Below are 15,807 nucleotides of genomic sequence, written 5' to 3' on the forward strand. Positions count from 1 at the left end.
TCACTCCGTCTTGGGTACACCTAGGCTCTGGAGTGGGGCAGGGTGGAACTTGTGGGGGCGTTCGCCGTAACTGCAGGACGGCGAGCCGCGATGACGCACGAGAGGTGAGTATTCGTGGCAATGGCCAAACTGCGTGGTCCGTCGGCGCTGAGCCCTAGGCAAAAGGGCTTCGCCGTGGCCGCGCTGGCTGCGATGCTCGCGCCCACCATGATCGTCGGCACCAAGCTGGTCGACTGGGTCAACCTCTCGAAGCACGACGACATCGCTGTCAGCCTCGGCCAAGCCGACCTCTGGGCAGCCCTGCAGGTCGACCCGGCCGATCTCGGCGCGTCCGGCCGCCTGCCGCTCTCCGACGAGCTGAGCGCGGCCCTGCTCGCCGACCTCGAGGACGGCAAGCTCGACGACCTCGACAACGACCCCGGCCTGATCGACGACTTCCCCGGCGACCACGGCATCCCCGGCGTCGTGTTCGAGGCCTACCTCCGCGCCGAGGACAAGATGGCCGACCTGGTCCCCGGCTGCAAGCTCGACTGGGCGCTGCTCGCCGGCATCGGCAAGATCGAGTCCAACCACGCCAACAACGGCCGCGTGAACGCCGTCGGCGACGCGACCCCCAAGATCCTCGGCCCGGTGCTGGACGGCTCGCTCGGCTTCCGTGCCATCCGCGACACCGACGGCGGCCGCCTCGACGGCGACACCACCTGGGACCGCGCGGTGGGCCCGATGCAGTTCATCCCGTCCACCTGGGCGAGCTTCAGCGGCGACCTCAACGAAGACGGCATCGTCAACCCGAACAACGTCTACGACGCCGCCCTGGGCGCCGGCCGCTACCTGTGCGCCGGCAACGGCGACATGACCAAGCAGGAAGACCGCGCCAGGGCCGTCTTCCGCTACAACAACGACCCGAAGTACGTCGAGAAGGTCCTCAAGTGGGCCCAGGAGTACAGCGAGAACGTCGACGCCCTGCCGTCGCTGCCGGACACCGGCAACAACGTCCTGAACCCGGCGCCCAACAACCCGGGCAACCCGAACCCCGACCCCGGCGGCAACCCGGGCACGTCGAACCCGACGTCGCCCACAACGACGACGACTACCACCACGACGACGCCGAACTGCCCGACGACGACCACCTCGACGACTTCTTCCACCACTTCGTCGTCGGCCCCGTCGTCCACTTCGTCGTCCTGCCCGACCACCACCACGACGACCACGACGACCACCACAACTACGACGACCACGACCACCACCACGACGACCACCAAGCCGGCTGACCCGCCGCAGCAGTCGTCGAGTGGCACCTCGTCGGGTGGCGTCACGCAGTCGTCCACGTCGTCGACCGAGCGGTCCTCGTCGGAGGGCAGCAGCGCGGCGCCGCCCGCGACGAACAGCCTGGTCACGAGTACGCCCAGCTAGTACGGCGTGTCGCGTTAGAACGTTTCCAAGCCGTACTTCGTTCGGGGCGATTCGGGCAGAAACGTTGGAGTGCAGGGGATCGCGTCTCCTAGCTTCGTTTCCATGCCGAAGCGCAACTCAAGCGTGGTGGGCCGGGAGTTCGGCGCCGGGGTCCGCTACGCGATCGAGCAGAGCGGCCTGACCCAGCGCCAGCTCGCCGAGCTGTTGGACTGGCAAGAAGCCAAGATCTCCGACCTTGTGCAGGGCAAGGGCGGTGTGAACGAGGTGGACCTCGTGCGGCTGCTCTCGTACTGCCGCGCGCCCGCCGCCGACGTCGAGCACTTGCTGGCGCTCTTTCGCGAGTCACGCGAGAAGGGCTGGTTGCTGTTCCCCGAGGACGGAGTACCAGACCAGGTGCACTCGCTCATCAGCCAGGAACGCCTCGCCAGCAAGATCACCGTGTGGTCGATGAACCTCGTTCCCGGCCACCTCCAGATCGCCGGCTACATCCGCGCGGCTGCCGAGAAGTCGGCCAAGATCAAGCCCGCCGACATCGACGCGTTGATCAGAACGAAGCTCGACCGGCAGGCGATCCTGAGTCCTGGCCGCGAGTTCGTCTACTTCGTGCACGAGCAGGCGCTTCGGTTGCCGGTCGGTGGTCCGGACGTCATGCGGTCGCAGCTGAACCACATCCACATGATGCTGGTGCGCAAGTACATCACCTTCCGGATCGTCCCGGTCGCCATCGGCGCTCATGCGGGGTTGTCCGGTTCGTTCACCCAACTCAGCTACCACAAGTACGAGCCGGTGATCTTCATCGAGAGCGAGAACTCCGGACTCTTCCTCGAAGACAAGGGATCGCTCGCCAGCTACGCCGAAGTGTTGAAGCGGTTGGATCAGGACGCCTTGGATGCGGAACAATCAGAAAGGGTGATCGCCACCATGCTTGCCTGAGGAGGCCTGCCGCATGTCCGATTGGCGCAAGAGCAGCTACAGCCCGTCGGCAAGTGACTGCGTCGAGATCGGCCACGGTATCGGCATCCGCGACAGCAAGGCCCCCGCCACTCACCTGCCCGTTGCTCCGGAGTCGTGGGAGGCGTTCCTCCGCCTTGTGAAGATGTGAACAACACGCTTCGTCCTGCGGCGGAGTTTCCCCCGTTGACGTATTCCCTTTCCTGATGGGCTCGTCCATGCTGCTCCAGCACGGGTCGGGGAACCAGTGATCAGGCTGCCGGACGGGTTCGGCAGTGGGGGGATAGATGCTCAACGCCAGAGGGCGGGGCTTAGCCCTGCCCGTATTCAGTGCTGCGCTCGTTTTCGCGGGCACACTCATCGGTTCGGTCGCCACGGCGTCCGCGGCCGTGCCCGACGAGGTCAGAGACGCCGCGAGCGCGGAGAAGCTCGCGAAGCAGAGCGGCAAGTCGATCGTCATCGGGGCGGAGACAACCGAGACTTCCCAGGTCAAAGCCAATCCGGATGGCACGCGGACGCTCGTCACCCACACCCATCCGGTACGCGTCCAGCGGAACAACACGTGGACCGACGTCGACCTGAACCTCGCACCACAGGCTGACGGTTCGTTGGCGCCGAAGGCGGCGCCGGTGACGATGTCGTTCACGGCGGGTGGTCCTGGATCGGCGAAGGGTCCGGTCGCCCGGCTGGTGAAGGGGTGAGGCAGAGGTCGGGTTCGGCTGGGACGGCGATCTCCCTCCGGCGCAGATCTCCGGCCGGGTCGCCACCTACCAGGAGGTCCTGCCGGGGGTGGATCTCGAAGTGCGGGTGGGGCTGACCGGCTTCGCGCAGAACCTCGTGGTGAAGACGGCGGAAGCAGCCCGCAACCCGCGGCTGAAGAAGATCACCTTCAAGTCCCACACCAAGAACACCAGGATCGGCAAGGCGGCCAAAGCCGGGGTGTCGGCGAGGTCGGCCGCGGCGGCGTCCACTGATGATCTCGTTGTGACCGACAGCGACGGCAATCAGGTTTTCGGCGGGGATGCCTCGCACATGTGGGACTCCTCCGAGTCGGCGCGTCGGGGCGTAATGGGAGTTGAGGTCGGTGCCGACACCGTCTCGATCACGCCGGACCAGACGTTCCTCGGCGATCCGAACACCACGTACCCGGTACGGCTGGACCCGGACTACTACTGCCAACAGTGCAGCAAGATTCACCACGCGGTCGTGCAGTCGCCGCCGGAATGGGCAGACGCGCGCAACTTCGACAAGACCGAGGGACAGCTCGGTGACCTCAAAGCCGGGTATCTCAACGCGAGCGAACTCGGTTCGAGGTCGGCTGGTGTTTCCCGCTCGTACTTCCAGATGAACACGACCGAGATCATGGGCACGGTGATCAAGTCGGCGACCCTGCACGCCAAAGTGATCCACTCCTACTCGTGCGCACCGTCCCCGACCGAGCTGTGGTTGACGGGGCCCATCAACTCGAACACCACGTGGAACAACCAGCCCGGCTGGGACAAGAACCTGTCGGAGAACAACACTCGCAACAACGCCAAGCACTGCCCTGGGGACGGCGGTGCGGACTTCGACGCGACCTCCGCAGCGGTCTCCGCTTCGGTCGGCCGTTGGACCAACACAACGTTCATGTTCAAGGCCAGGAACGAGAATGATCTCAACAACTCGTGGCGACGGTTCGACCTCAACCCGTACCTCGTGGTGAAGTACAACTCGTACCCGAATCCGCCCGTCGACCACGGCATGGAGGGATGGGGACCGAACCGCTTCGATGCACTGCCGTGTGCCCAGGGCAACGCTCGGCCCGCCGTGTTCACCCGCACACCGAGGCTGCGGGCGAGGGTGTCCGACCCGGACGGGGGCATTCTGGCGGACTCTGGTTTCGCCATTCGCCGAGGCCCTGTCGGCAACAGCACCTGGATCGCGGAGCCGGTGGCGTTGGACGTGCCGTCCGGCTCGTACGCCGAGGTGACTGTGCCACAAGGAGTTCTGGCTGCGGACGGTCTTTACAACTGGTCGGTTTACGGGGGCGACCGGGAGATCCGCTCGCCGGTGACAGGCGACTGCGAGTTCACGGTCGACACGGTGGCGCCAAACAAACCTTCCGTGTCGTCCACGGACTACCCGACCACCGGGATCAACGGCAGCGTTGGCCGCACGGGCACCTTCACGTTCTCTCCCAACGGGAAAACCGGTCTCAACGACACGATGGACGTCGTTCGCTACGGCTGGTCGCTGAACGTCGACACCTTCGAGAACAGGTCGGACGTCACCAGTGCCGACGGTGTGATGGCTGTGCCGATCACCCCGACTCAGGGCGGTACCAACACGCTGTACGTCCAGGCGTATGACAAGGCTGGAAACCGTGCGGCGACAGCGCAGACCTACGTGTTCAACGTCGCCGAGCCGACAGGCCCTGTGGCCGCGTGGAACTTCGACGAGAAGTACGGGACCACCGCAGCCGACATCACCGGCAAGGGACACCCGCTGACGCTGAGCGGCGCCTCGTTCGGCGCCGGTTACGCGAACAACGGTCAGGTCAACAGCACCAGTTCGTACTCCACCACCTCGTCCGCGTTGGTCGACAGCTCGCGCGCATTGTCGGTGTCGGCCTGGGTGAAGCTCGACGACGCGAACTCCTCCTACGCGGTTGCGAGCCAGGGCGGCGCTGTCGCGAGTGGCTTCTACCTGCAGTACTCCCACGACTCCGGCCGCTGGACCTTCAGCGCGGCCGCGACGGACCAGAACAATCCGGCCATTTTTCAGGCTTTGTCGTCCACACCGCCACAGATCGGAGTGTGGACCCACCTGCTCGGCACCTACGAGCCCAACTCGCACAAGCTGAAGCTGTACGTCAACGGCAAGCTGGAGAGCGCGGTGGATGCCACGCTCTTCAACACGACCGGCCCGTTCGTGGTCGGTTCGGTGAAGTGGAACGGTGAGCGCATCCACCGGTTGCCCGGCAGCATCGACCACGTTCAGGTGTGGGACCGCGCGTTGAGCGCGGACGAAGCGGCGGCCCAGAACAACTTCGTGGTGCTGCGTGCCCACTACAACCTCGACGAGCGTGATGGAACGACGACCAAGGACGAGGTGTCGGGCCAGAACGCCACGTTGTCCGGCGGTGTCGCGTGGGCGGGGACGCCGGCGGATCCGCTTGATCCCAACCAGATCCTGACCAGCAAGGACAAGTGGCTGAGCTTCGACTCGTCCGGGACTGGTGAGATGGCAGGCTCGCATCCGTTGAACCTGCGCACTGATCGGTCTTACACGGTGTCTGCCTGGGTGCGACACGCAGGGAGCTTCGACGGCCCGAGGGCTGCTGTCGGCATGGGCGACGCCAGGTTCTCGCCGTTCCTGCTCGGCTATCGGCCGGAGACCGGGAAGTGGGGATTCCTGCTGACGAAGACCTCGACCGGTGGCGGCTCTTACGCGCTCTCGGACCAAACAGCCGAGGCGAACAAGTGGGTGCACCTCGCAGCGACGTTCGACGCGACCACCGGCACGATCAAGTTGTACGTCAATGGAGATGTGCAGCACACGTTCGACCACGGGACCACGACTGGGATCGGACTCGAGACCTTTAACGGCACCGGTGACTTCTGGGTAGGACGCGGAATCTGGGATGGACACCGTTCGGACATGTGGAGGGGCGACGTCGACGACGCCCGCATCTACTCGGGCGTGATGACCGCCGGAGCGATCGCTGACCTGCGTCTGGCAACCCTGCATTCCTGACGAACCCTGAGGATCTCGCTGTGAGAAGAAGAACGAAGCTGACGGCGCTCGGCGTCGTTTTGACGTTGCTGGCATCGTCTGGTCAGGACGCGTTGGCCGCCGGTCGCAACCAGTACGGTTGGAAGCTTCCCGAACTCCAGAAGGACAAGTCGGTCGCGACGACCGATGTCCCCGCGGTGCGCGGCAAGGCGGAGGACCAGGCGGCGAAGGCCGCCAAGACCAAGCCGGACCCGGTGTCGTGGCCGGGAGAGTCGCAGACCGAAATCGAGGTCGGCAGCGGTGCTGCCGCCAAGGTCGGACTGGTTTCGTTGCAGCGCAAGGAAAATGTCGCTGCACGATCAGCGGGACCGGCGAAGGTGCGGGTGAACGTCAAGGGGCAGGACGCGGCCAGAAAACTGGGCCTCAACGGCGTCGTGCTGACCGTGGCGGATGCGGGTGGTGCGGCGAACTCGCCGGTGAAGATCGACGTCGACTACCGGTCGTTCGCACCGGCGTTCGGTGGCGACTACGCCTCGCGTCTGCGACTGGTGTCCTTGCCCGCGTGTGCTTTGTCCACTCCAGACAAACCCGAGTGTCGGCGGACGACACCGGTTCCCGGCGCTGAGAACGATCGCAAGGCCGGCAAGGTCTCCGCGGACGTCACTCCCGATGCCTCGGCTTCGTCGACGTCGGCACAACGCGCTGCCGAGACCCCGACGGTGCTGGCAGTGGCCGCGGCGCCGTCCGGTGGCAACGGTACGTTCACCGCGACGTCGCTGGCTCCTGCGGGTTCGTGGAATGCCGGTGGGTCGTCCGGTGACTTCTCCTATGGCTACCCGGTCCGCGTGCCGCCGGCGATCGGCGGTGCGGCGCCGAAGATTTCGCTGGGGTACTCGTCGCAGAGTCTGGACGGCAGGACGTCGTCGACGAACAACCAGGCGTCGATCGTCGGCGACGGTTGGGACGTCTCGCCGGGCGGGTTCATCGAGCGGCAGTTCAAACCGTGCGGTCTCGATCTGGGCGGCAACAACGGCCAGACCAAGACCGGTGACCAGTGCTGGGCCGGCGACAACATCTCGATCAGCCTGGTCGGCGTGTCCGGTCAGCTGATCAAGCACAAGGACCTGGTGAACGGCAAGGAGGTGTGGCGCGCCAAGAACGACGACGGTGCGCGCGTCGAGCACCTCTTCGGTGCCGCGAACGGTGACAACGACGGTGAGCACTGGAAGGTCACCACTACCGACGGCACCCAGTACTTTCTCGGCCTCAACAGGCTGCCCGGCTGGACGGCGGGCAAGCCGGAGACGCGGTCCGCGTGGACTGGGCCGGTGTTCGGCAACAACGCGGGCGAACCGTGCAACGCGGGGACGTTCGACGCGTCGTGGTGTCAGCAGGCCTATCGGTGGAACCTCGACTACTCGGTCGATCCGCACGGCAACGTCACGACGTATTACTACGAGCCGGAGACCAACCACTACGGGCGCAACGCAGATCCCGCCAAGGGCACGTCCTACGTGCGTGGTGGCCAACTGCGACGTATCGAGTACGGGCTGCGCGACAACAACGTCTACGGAACCGCCGGCGCACGGGTATGGTTCGACACCGCCGAGCGTTGCCTGCCCAACGGGCAGATCACCTGCGATCCCGGGCAGCTCAACCCCTCGACCGCGTCGTCCTGGCCGGACGTACCCGCGGACCAGATCTGCAACGCGGGCGAGCAGTGCACCAACCGCTTGTCGCCCACCTTCTTCACGCGCAAGCGGCTCACCAAGATCACCACGCAGGTGGGCAATGGCAGCGGTGGGTTCGACGACGTCGACTCGTGGACGCTGACGCAGGACTTCCCGGCAACCGGCGATGGCACGTCGCCGGCGATGAACCTGAAGTCCATCGTCCACACCGGACTGCGTGGCGGCTCCATCTCGTTGCCGGAAACCACGTTCGACCGCAGGGCCATGGCCAACCGGGTGGACAGCGGGCACGACAACCTCTCGCCGCTGACCAGGTATCGCGTCACCGGCATCAACAACGAGGCCGGTGCACGCACGGAGATCAGGTACAGCGACGTGGACTGTGTGCCGGGCTCGCGTATGCCGTCGCCAACTGCGCTCCAGTCGAACAATCTGCGTTGTTACCCGACGTGGTGGACGCCGGACGGTGCGCCCAAGGCGATCCTCGACTACTTCCACAAGTACGTCGTCACCGATGTCGTTGACGACGACCGCACCGGCGCCTCGTCGTTGGTTAAGACGCACTACGACTACATCGGTGACCCTGCCTGGCACTTCGACGAGAACGAGTTCGCTGAAGCAGACAAGCGGACGTGGTCGCAGTGGCGTGGTTACGGCACCGTGCGCGTGGTCAAGGGTGATTCGTCGGAGAAGCAGAGTGTCGCGGAAACCGTGTACCTGCGTGGCATGGACGGCGCCACGGTGTCGACCAGCGAAAGCGAGCCCATCCAGGACACACAGCGCCTGCAGGGTTTCGTCCGTGAGACCCGGCAATACAACAACGGTCAGCTCGTATCGGCTTCGGTCAACGATCCGTGGGTGAGCGGCCCGACCGTCACCGGCGCCGATGGCAAGGAGGCCAAGCTCAGCAACGTCGAGGCCGTGCGCGGCCGCACGTTGTTGGAGAGCGGCCAGTGGCGCCGTACCAAGGTCGTCAAGACGTACGACTCTGTCGGCATCGTGACGAAGGCCGAGGATCACGGCGATCTTGGCGTCACCGGCGACGAGTCGTGCAGCCGGACCACGTTCGCCCGCAATGAGGCGGCGTGGATGCTGAGTTACGCCTCGCAGGTGGAGACCGTCAAGGGCCTGTGCGACGTACAGACGTCCGCTACTTCCGTGCTGTCTGTCGCGAAGTCGTACTTCGACGGCAAGCCTTGGGGTGACGCGCCGACGAAGGGTGACATCACCAAGGCCGAAGTGCTGGACAAGTGGGATGGCAGTGGCCAGAAGTGGGTCACCGCTTCAACCTCGACGTTCGACGACTACGGCCGTCCGCTGGAGGTCGTCGACGCGACCAACCAGAAGACGACCACGGCGTACTCACCGTCCGGCGGCCCGTTGACGCAGGTCACCAGCACTAACGCGCTCGGTCACGTCTCCACCGGATACTTCGACCCGGCATGGGGTGCCTCCACTGCATCGGTCGACCCGAACGGCCGACGTGCGGACCTCGAGTACGACGCGCTCGGCAGGTTGATCAGGGCGTGGACGCCCGGCCACCCGAAGGCGACCGCCAAGCCGGACGCGGAGTTCGTCTACACCTACAACACCACCGCACCGAGTGTGGTGGCGGCGAAGAGACAGCAGGACAACGGGACCTACCTGACGTCGTACACGTTGTACGACGGCCTGTTCCGGGAGCGGCAGACGCAGTCGCCGTCGCCTGCCGGAGGCCGGCAGATCTCGGACACGTTCTACGACTCGCGCGGCCTGCCGTACAAGACCAACGGCGCCTACTGGAACGACCAGGCGCCGTCGGGTGTGTTGGCTGGTGTGTTCGACAACGCGGTGCCGAACCAGACCATCACCGAGTACGACGGGATGGAGCGGCCGACGGCGTCGATCTACCGCAAGCAGGCGGTGGAGCAGTGGCGCACTACCACGGCCTACGGCGGTGACCGCGTGCACACGACGCCGCCGCAAGGTTCGGCGGCGACGACGGTCATCAGTGACGCGCAGGGCCGCACCATCGAGAAGCGTCAGTACACAGCCGGTCTGGGCAGCGCGTTCGATGCGACGAAGTACACCTACACCCCGGCCGGCCAGCTGGCGTCGGTGACCGATCCCGTCGGCAACGCCTGGCGCTACAGCTACGACCTGCGCGGGCGCAAGATCGCCGCGGACGACCCCGACACCGGGCACAGCACGACCGCGTACGACAACGCGGGCCGAGTGCTCTCGGCCACGGACAGCCGTGGCCGCACTGTCGCGTACACCTACGACGCATTGAGCCGCAAGACCGCGTCTTTCGACGGGTCGACCTCGGGCACCAAGCTCGCGGAGTGGAACTACGACCTGTCGAAGGACGCCACCGGTGCGCTCAACGGCCGTGGCCTGTTGTCGTACTCCCGTAGGTGGGTCAACGGTCAGGCGTACACGCGCGTGATCAAGGGCTACGACGAGGCGGGCCGCTCGACCGGCGAGAAGGTCATCATTCCGGCGGCGGCCGAGGGCGCGCTCGGCATGACGTACGAGATGACCAGTGGCTACACCTACACAGGCAAGCTGGATTACATCTCCTACACGGACGCGGTTTCCAACGGCAAGATCATCGTGCCGGGTGAGAACGTGGGCACCCTTTACAACGACTTCGGGTTGCCTCGGGCGACGCGGGGCCGTGACCCGTATGTCTCCAGCACCAACTACTCCGCCCTGGGCGAGGTGTTGCAGGAGACCTACGACCGTGAGGACAGTCCGAACAACCTGTGGGTGACGAACTTCTACGAGGAGGGGACCCGCAGGCTGCAGCGCACGATCGCGGATCGTGAAACGCAGACGGCGTACCGGATCGCCGACCGCAACTACAGCTACGACGCGGCCGGCAACATCAACCGCATCGCCGACGCGCCCGAGGGCGGCCCGTCGGACATCCAGTGTTTCGCCTACGACTACCTGCGTCGGATGACTTCGGCGTGGACGCCTGGTTCCGGTGACTGCGCGGCGGCCAAGTCAACGTCGGCTTTGGGTGGTGCAGCGCCGTATTGGATGTCGTGGACGTTCGACAAGACGGGTAACCGTCTGACGCAGACCTCGCACGCCTCAGCCGGTGACACGGTGAACTCGTTCACCTATCCGGCTGCGGGTGCTGCGCAGCCGCACACGGTGTCGAGGGTCGACACGACCGGGCCGAACGGTACGTCGCAGGACACTTTCACCTACGACGCTGCAGGTAACACGACGTCGCGCAAGATCTCCGGCGACACGCAGACGTTGGAGTACGACGTCGAGGGTCGTGTGTCGAAGGTGAAGAACGCTGACGGGAAGGAGTCGACGTACCTCTACGACGCGGATGGCGGCAGGCTGATCGCTCGTGAGCCGTCGGCTTCGACGTTGTACGTGTTCGGTCAGGAGATTCGTCTGGAGTCGGGTTCTTCGACGCCGTCGTGGACTCGTTATTACAGCCACAACGGGCATGTTGTTGCGCAGCGGAACTCGATTTCGGGTTTGAAGTGGTTGGTTTCGGATCATCAGGGCACGGAGATCGCTGCGGTGTCGGCGGGGAATCTGGCGGTGGCTTCTCGTCGTCAGACTCCGTTCGGTGAGTCGCGTGGTAGTGCTGCTTCGTGGAGTTCGCGTGGGTTTGTTGGTGGTACGCGGGAGGAGTCGGGTCTGACGCGTGTGGGTGCGCGTTTGTATGACTCTTCTGCTGGGCGGTTCCTTTCTGCTGATCCGATTATCGACAACAATGATCCGCAGCAGTTGAACGGTTATGCGTACAGCAACAACAGTCCGGTGACGTTCAGTGATCCTTCCGGCTTGTATCTGGAGGGCGGTGTCGGATCTGACGGTCACAGCTATGGGATCGACAAGGGACGCAGCATCATCGTCGGAAACGACCATGCCGGCGACCAAACCTATGCGGCCGCGTACCCGGGGGCGGCGAAGAAGCGCAGTGTTGCTCATGGTGCGTACAACGCGAAGCGTCAGGCGACGGAGCAGGGTCTTCGTGAGGCCGGTATCAGTCAGGTCGAGTACGAGGAGGCCTTGAAGAACGCCCACAAGACGAAGTGGGATGTGATCAAGGAAGTCGCTTGGGAGTTGTTGAAGGACATCTCCGGGTGGAACGACATCGTGGATTGTTTCACCAAGGGTGATATCTGGGCCTGTGGTGGGCTGGTGATGAACCTGGTGCCGGTGGGCAAGATCGGCAAGGTTCTGGAGGCTGGCTACAAGGCGGTCAAGGCCGTTACCTCGATGGCGAAGGTGATCTCGAAGGCTCAGGCGTTGTTGCGGCGGGTCGAGAAGATCACCGCGGCGGCTCAGGCGATCGCGGTTGAAGCGATCCGCAAGGTGGGTGGCAAGGCCGATGGTGGCTCGTGCGTGTTGCACAGCTTCGTGGCCGGCACGCTGGTGTTGATGGCTGATGGGTCTTCGAAGCCGATCGAGCAGATACAGGTAGAGGATCAGGTCAAGGCGACCGATCCGAAGACTGGCGAGACCTCGGACCGCAGGGTTGTCGGCACGATCGTGCACACCGACGAGGGCGACATGACCCGCGTGTCGGTGGCCGGTGGGACCATCGACGCCACATCCTGGCACCCGGTGTGGGTCGAGGAACGTGGTGACTTCGCCAAGATCGGCACGATCAAGCCGGGTGAGCACCTGAGGTCGGCCGATGGCTCGTTGGTCGTTGTAACTGCGGTTGACCACTACGCCCAGGTGCAGCCGGTCTATGACCTGACCATCGACGAGGTTCACACCTACCACGTTGTGGTGGCCGACAAGTCGATCCTGGTGCACAACTGCGGTGAAGGATCGGACGACCTGTTCCGTGGCGTATGGCCTGAACACCCGAACTATGAGGATGCCCTGAAGGGAGACGCGGTACCCACTGGCTGGGGCAAGGAGGGTACAAAACTGACACCAGACGAGCACAACGCGGGCATGATGGGACTGAGCGACTACACGTCCTGGACCACTAGTCCGGAGTTGGCGGTTCGCAGAGCCCGAGGAGGCGTGGTCCTACGAGTGTCGCGGGCGGATTACCAAACTGTTGAGTCCCCGGATTACTTCAATGAAGCGGAAGTCCTGATCTATGGACCGGTTCGCGGTGCGGAGCGAGTACAGTGAATACGCGAGTCAAGGTGCCTGTCGATGTTCTGGTAAGTCGCGTTCATGACTTCTTGGCGACCAGCATGCCATCAGTGACCAGCGAATGGGCGGAGCTGTTCGATACTGAATGGCTGGAGGACTTCTCCGGCAATCTGGCGGAAAAGATGCACTGGGTTGATCTTTATCGCCGTCGACAGGAAGACTCCTTCGCGCTCGGCACTGGATTGGCTGACGCTCTGGCGAAGGTTGTTCGCGAGTTGTCGGAGTTCGACGGGGATCGCTTGATTCTCGTCTTGGCGAGTGCGCGGAGTAATACATACTTCGTGTGGCTAAGTCCGGACTTGTCGTATGTTGTTTCGTGTTTCCGTTCGAGAGATAAGCGGCAGTTGGAATCCGGTGGAGCCGCTCGGCGCAATGACGATGATTAGTAAATTGTAAGGCGTGACAGCCTCCGTCAAGGTCGCTGGCGGGGCTGCTCGCTGCCCGTATGGCGGTCTCTCGTACAGTCGCCGAAATGGCCCATGTTCGCAGAGGAACGCTCACAAGACGAAGCATGATGTGATCAAGGAGGTCGCTTGGGAGTTCTTGAAGGACATCTCCGGGTGGAACGACATCGTGGACGGTGGACAACCTTGATGTCATAGATCAGGACGTTTATTGGTCGATCCACGGACAACTGTGGGCTCAGACCAAGGATCTGGCGCCGGGTACTTCGATCGGCAGCGTCCAGATCAGCTGAACGCCGCAGGACCAAGAGAGGGCGACGACCCCCCGAGTCGTCCCCTCCTGTCGTAAATCGGGTTGCCGCCTTCCGGTGCTCCAACGAATCGCGCGGCGCGGGGCGGCTGTCGTTGGCAAGGTGGTGGGTGTGCGCCCTGACTACCCGGTGACCACAGACCGCCTCGTCCTCCGCCCCTTCACCGAGCACGACCTCGACGACCTCCACGCCTACCGCTCCGACCAGGAGGTCTACCGCTACCTCTACGGCGAAGCGGCCAGCCTCGAGGACTCCGAGCAGCGCCTCGAGAAGAGCCTCACCATGAGCGAGCTGACCGAGGAAGGCCAGTGGCTGGTCCTGGCGGTCCACTTTCCCGAGCAGGGCAGGGTCATCGGCGACGTCGTCCTGAAGTGGGTCAGCGAGAAGGACCGGCAGGGCGAGCTCGGGTACGTCTTCAACCCGGAGTTCCAGGGCAAGGGCCTGGCGAGGGAAGCGGCCGAGGCGATGCTGAAGATCGGTTTCGAACAACTCCAACTGCACCGGATCATCGCGCAGTGCGATCCGCGCAACGAGCCGTCGTGGCGGCTGATGGAGCGCCTGGGCATGCGCAGGGAGGCGCACTTCCGCCACAACGAGATCTTCAAGGGCGAGTGGGGCGACCTCTTCGTCTACGCGATGCTTGACGAGGAGTACCGGCGTGTTCAGGCCTGAGCTCAAGACCGACCGGCTGGTGCTCAGGCCGTTCGAACCCGGCGACCTCGACGACCTGCACGCCTACCGCTCGCTCCCCGAGGTCTGCCGCTACCTCTACGCCGAGCCGTCCGACCGGGCCGACGCCGCTGAGCGGCTGGCCAGGCAGGTCGACCAGGACCAGCTCACCGCGGAGGGGCAGGAGCTGGTGCTCGCGGTCGTGCTGGCGGACGTGGACCGGGTGATCGGCGAGGTCGGGCTCACCTGGCACAGCGAGACGGACCGCCAGGGGGAGATCGGTTATCTCTTCCACCCGGACTTCCACGGCAAGGGTTACGCGCACGACGCCGCCGCGCAGGTGCTCGGGCTCGGCTTCGGGGAACTGGGTCTGCGCCGGATCAAGGCGACCTGTGATTCGCGCAACGAGCCGTCGTGGCGGTTGATGGAACGCCTGGGCATGCGCAGGGAGGCGCACTTCAGGAGCTGCGAGATCTTCAAGGGCGAGTGGAGGGACGTTTTCGTCTACGCGATGCTTGCCGAGGAGTATCAGGCGACGAAGTAGGGGTGATCATGTCGCGCGTTGCGGCGATCGACTGCGGGACCAACTCGATCCGGCTGCTCGTGGCCGACGTCACGAAGCGCGACGACGGCACCGCGTGGCTGCGCGACGTGCACCGGGAGATGAAGATCGTCCGGCTCGGGCAGGGGGTGGACGCGACCGGGCGGCTGCACCCCGACGCGATCCAGCGCACCAAGGAAGCGCTCGAAGACTACGCGCGCACGATGCAGCGCAAGGGCGTCGAAGCCGGACGCATGGTCGCCACGAGCGCCACGCGCGACGCGAGCAACCGGGACGAGTTCTTCGGCATGACCGAGGAGATCCTCGGCGCGCCCGCGGAGGTGATCACCGGGGACGAGGAGGCGAGGCTGAGCTACCTCGGCGCGGTGGCCGATCTTGACCCGGACGAGGGACCCTTCCTCGTCACCGATCTGGGTGGTGGCAGCACCGAGTTCGTCCTCGGCAGCGGCACGGAGGTCGAGGCCGCGAGGTCGATGGACATCGGATGCGTCCGGTTGACGGAACGGTTCATCCACTCGGATCCGCCGAAGAAGACCGAAATCGAACAAGCGGAAGCGTTTGCGCGCGAGCAGATCAGGGCGGCGTTCGAGATCGTCCCCGTGGAGAAGGCGCGGACGTGGATTGGTGTCGCCGGCACCGTTACGACGTTGTCAGCCCTGGTCCAAGGGCTGGAGGTGTACAACAGCGACGTTATTCACCTCAGCCGAATCACACTTGACAATGTTCGAGAAATCACCGACCGTATCCTCTCCATGACGCATGATGAGCGTGCCTCGCTCGGGCCCATGCACCCCGGTCGAGTGGACGTGATCTGCGGTGGAGCGCTGGTTCTGCGTGCGATTGCCGAGGAGCTCTCGAATCGCGCGGGTATTCGCACGCTCGTGTGCAGCGAGCACGACATCCTCGACGGCATCGCGTTTTCGCTGGTCTAGCGCCGAATTAAGGTCGACTTGAGG

Annotated in this window: 10 protein-coding genes; all 10 read left to right on the top strand. The window is 64.6% G+C overall.

Annotation, left to right across the window (positions count from 1 at the left end; all coding sequences use genetic code 11):
- Positions 1 to 114 precede the first annotated feature (114 nt).
- The 10 genes from DI276_RS51370 (at position 115) to DI276_RS32950 (ending at position 15,783) form a co-directional block, all read left to right on the top strand.
- Positions 115 to 1,413 carry a lytic transglycosylase domain-containing protein gene (locus DI276_RS51370; RefSeq protein WP_198681051.1) on the top strand — a complete coding sequence of 433 codons (1,299 nt, stop codon included), beginning with the start codon at positions 115 to 117 and terminating at the stop codon, positions 1,411 to 1,413.
- A 102-nt stretch (positions 1,414 to 1,515) separates the two neighbouring features.
- Positions 1,516 to 2,346, top strand: coding sequence for a helix-turn-helix domain-containing protein (locus DI276_RS32915; protein WP_112270639.1), 831 nt, complete (start codon positions 1,516 to 1,518; stop codon positions 2,344 to 2,346).
- A 13-nt stretch (positions 2,347 to 2,359) separates the two neighbouring features.
- Entirely contained in the window at positions 2,360 to 2,515 is a 156-nt protein-coding gene (locus DI276_RS32920) for a DUF397 domain-containing protein (protein ID WP_112270641.1), read from the top strand.
- A 136-nt stretch (positions 2,516 to 2,651) separates the two neighbouring features.
- The gene (locus tag DI276_RS32925; RefSeq protein ID WP_112270643.1) at positions 2,652 to 3,065 is read left to right on the top strand and encodes a hypothetical protein; all 414 of its coding nucleotides are present in this window, start codon (positions 2,652 to 2,654) and stop codon (positions 3,063 to 3,065) included.
- 88 nt (positions 3,066 to 3,153) lie between these two features.
- A complete protein-coding gene (locus DI276_RS32930; protein ID WP_112270645.1) occupies positions 3,154 to 6,099 on the top strand; it encodes a LamG-like jellyroll fold domain-containing protein in 2,946 nt (981 codons plus the stop codon).
- Between the two features lie 20 nt (positions 6,100 to 6,119).
- Positions 6,120 to 12,881, top strand: a complete 6,762-nt coding sequence (locus DI276_RS32935; protein WP_112270647.1) for an RHS repeat-associated core domain-containing protein — start codon at positions 6,120 to 6,122, stop codon at positions 12,879 to 12,881.
- A 74-nt stretch (positions 12,882 to 12,955) separates the two neighbouring features.
- A complete protein-coding gene (locus DI276_RS50335; protein ID WP_157985085.1) occupies positions 12,956 to 13,291 on the top strand; it encodes a hypothetical protein in 336 nt (111 codons plus the stop codon).
- A gap of 440 nt (positions 13,292 to 13,731) precedes the next feature.
- Complete coding sequence (locus DI276_RS32940; RefSeq protein ID WP_112271425.1) at positions 13,732 to 14,292, top strand: GNAT family N-acetyltransferase; 561 nt, start codon at positions 13,732 to 13,734, stop codon at positions 14,290 to 14,292.
- Positions 14,279 to 14,833, top strand: a complete 555-nt coding sequence (locus DI276_RS32945) for a GNAT family N-acetyltransferase (RefSeq protein WP_112270649.1) — start codon at positions 14,279 to 14,281, stop codon at positions 14,831 to 14,833. The genes DI276_RS32940 and DI276_RS32945 overlap by 14 nt, the downstream gene beginning before the upstream one ends.
- A gap of 8 nt (positions 14,834 to 14,841) precedes the next feature.
- The gene (locus tag DI276_RS32950) at positions 14,842 to 15,783 is read left to right on the top strand and encodes a Ppx/GppA phosphatase family protein (protein WP_112271427.1); all 942 of its coding nucleotides are present in this window, start codon (positions 14,842 to 14,844) and stop codon (positions 15,781 to 15,783) included.
- The last annotated feature ends 24 nt before the right edge of the window (positions 15,784 to 15,807 follow it).

The organism is Lentzea terrae (assembly GCF_003265345.1).
GTDB classification, from domain to species: Bacteria; Actinomycetota; Actinomycetes; order Mycobacteriales; family Pseudonocardiaceae; genus Lentzea; species Lentzea terrae.

Excerpts from the sequence above, each read along its gene's own strand:
- DI276_RS32920 (WP_112270641.1), top strand. The coding sequence starts at position 2,360 with ATGTCCGATTGGCGCAAGAGCAGCTACAGCCCGTCGGCAAGTGACTGC.
- DI276_RS32915 (WP_112270639.1), top strand. The coding sequence starts at position 1,516 with ATGCCGAAGCGCAACTCAAGCGTGGTGGGCCGGGAGTTCGGCGCCGGG.
- DI276_RS32950 (WP_112271427.1), top strand. The coding sequence starts at position 14,842 with ATGTCGCGCGTTGCGGCGATCGACTGCGGGACCAACTCGATCCGGCTG.
- DI276_RS32925 (WP_112270643.1), top strand. The coding sequence starts at position 2,652 with ATGCTCAACGCCAGAGGGCGGGGCTTAGCCCTGCCCGTATTCAGTGCT.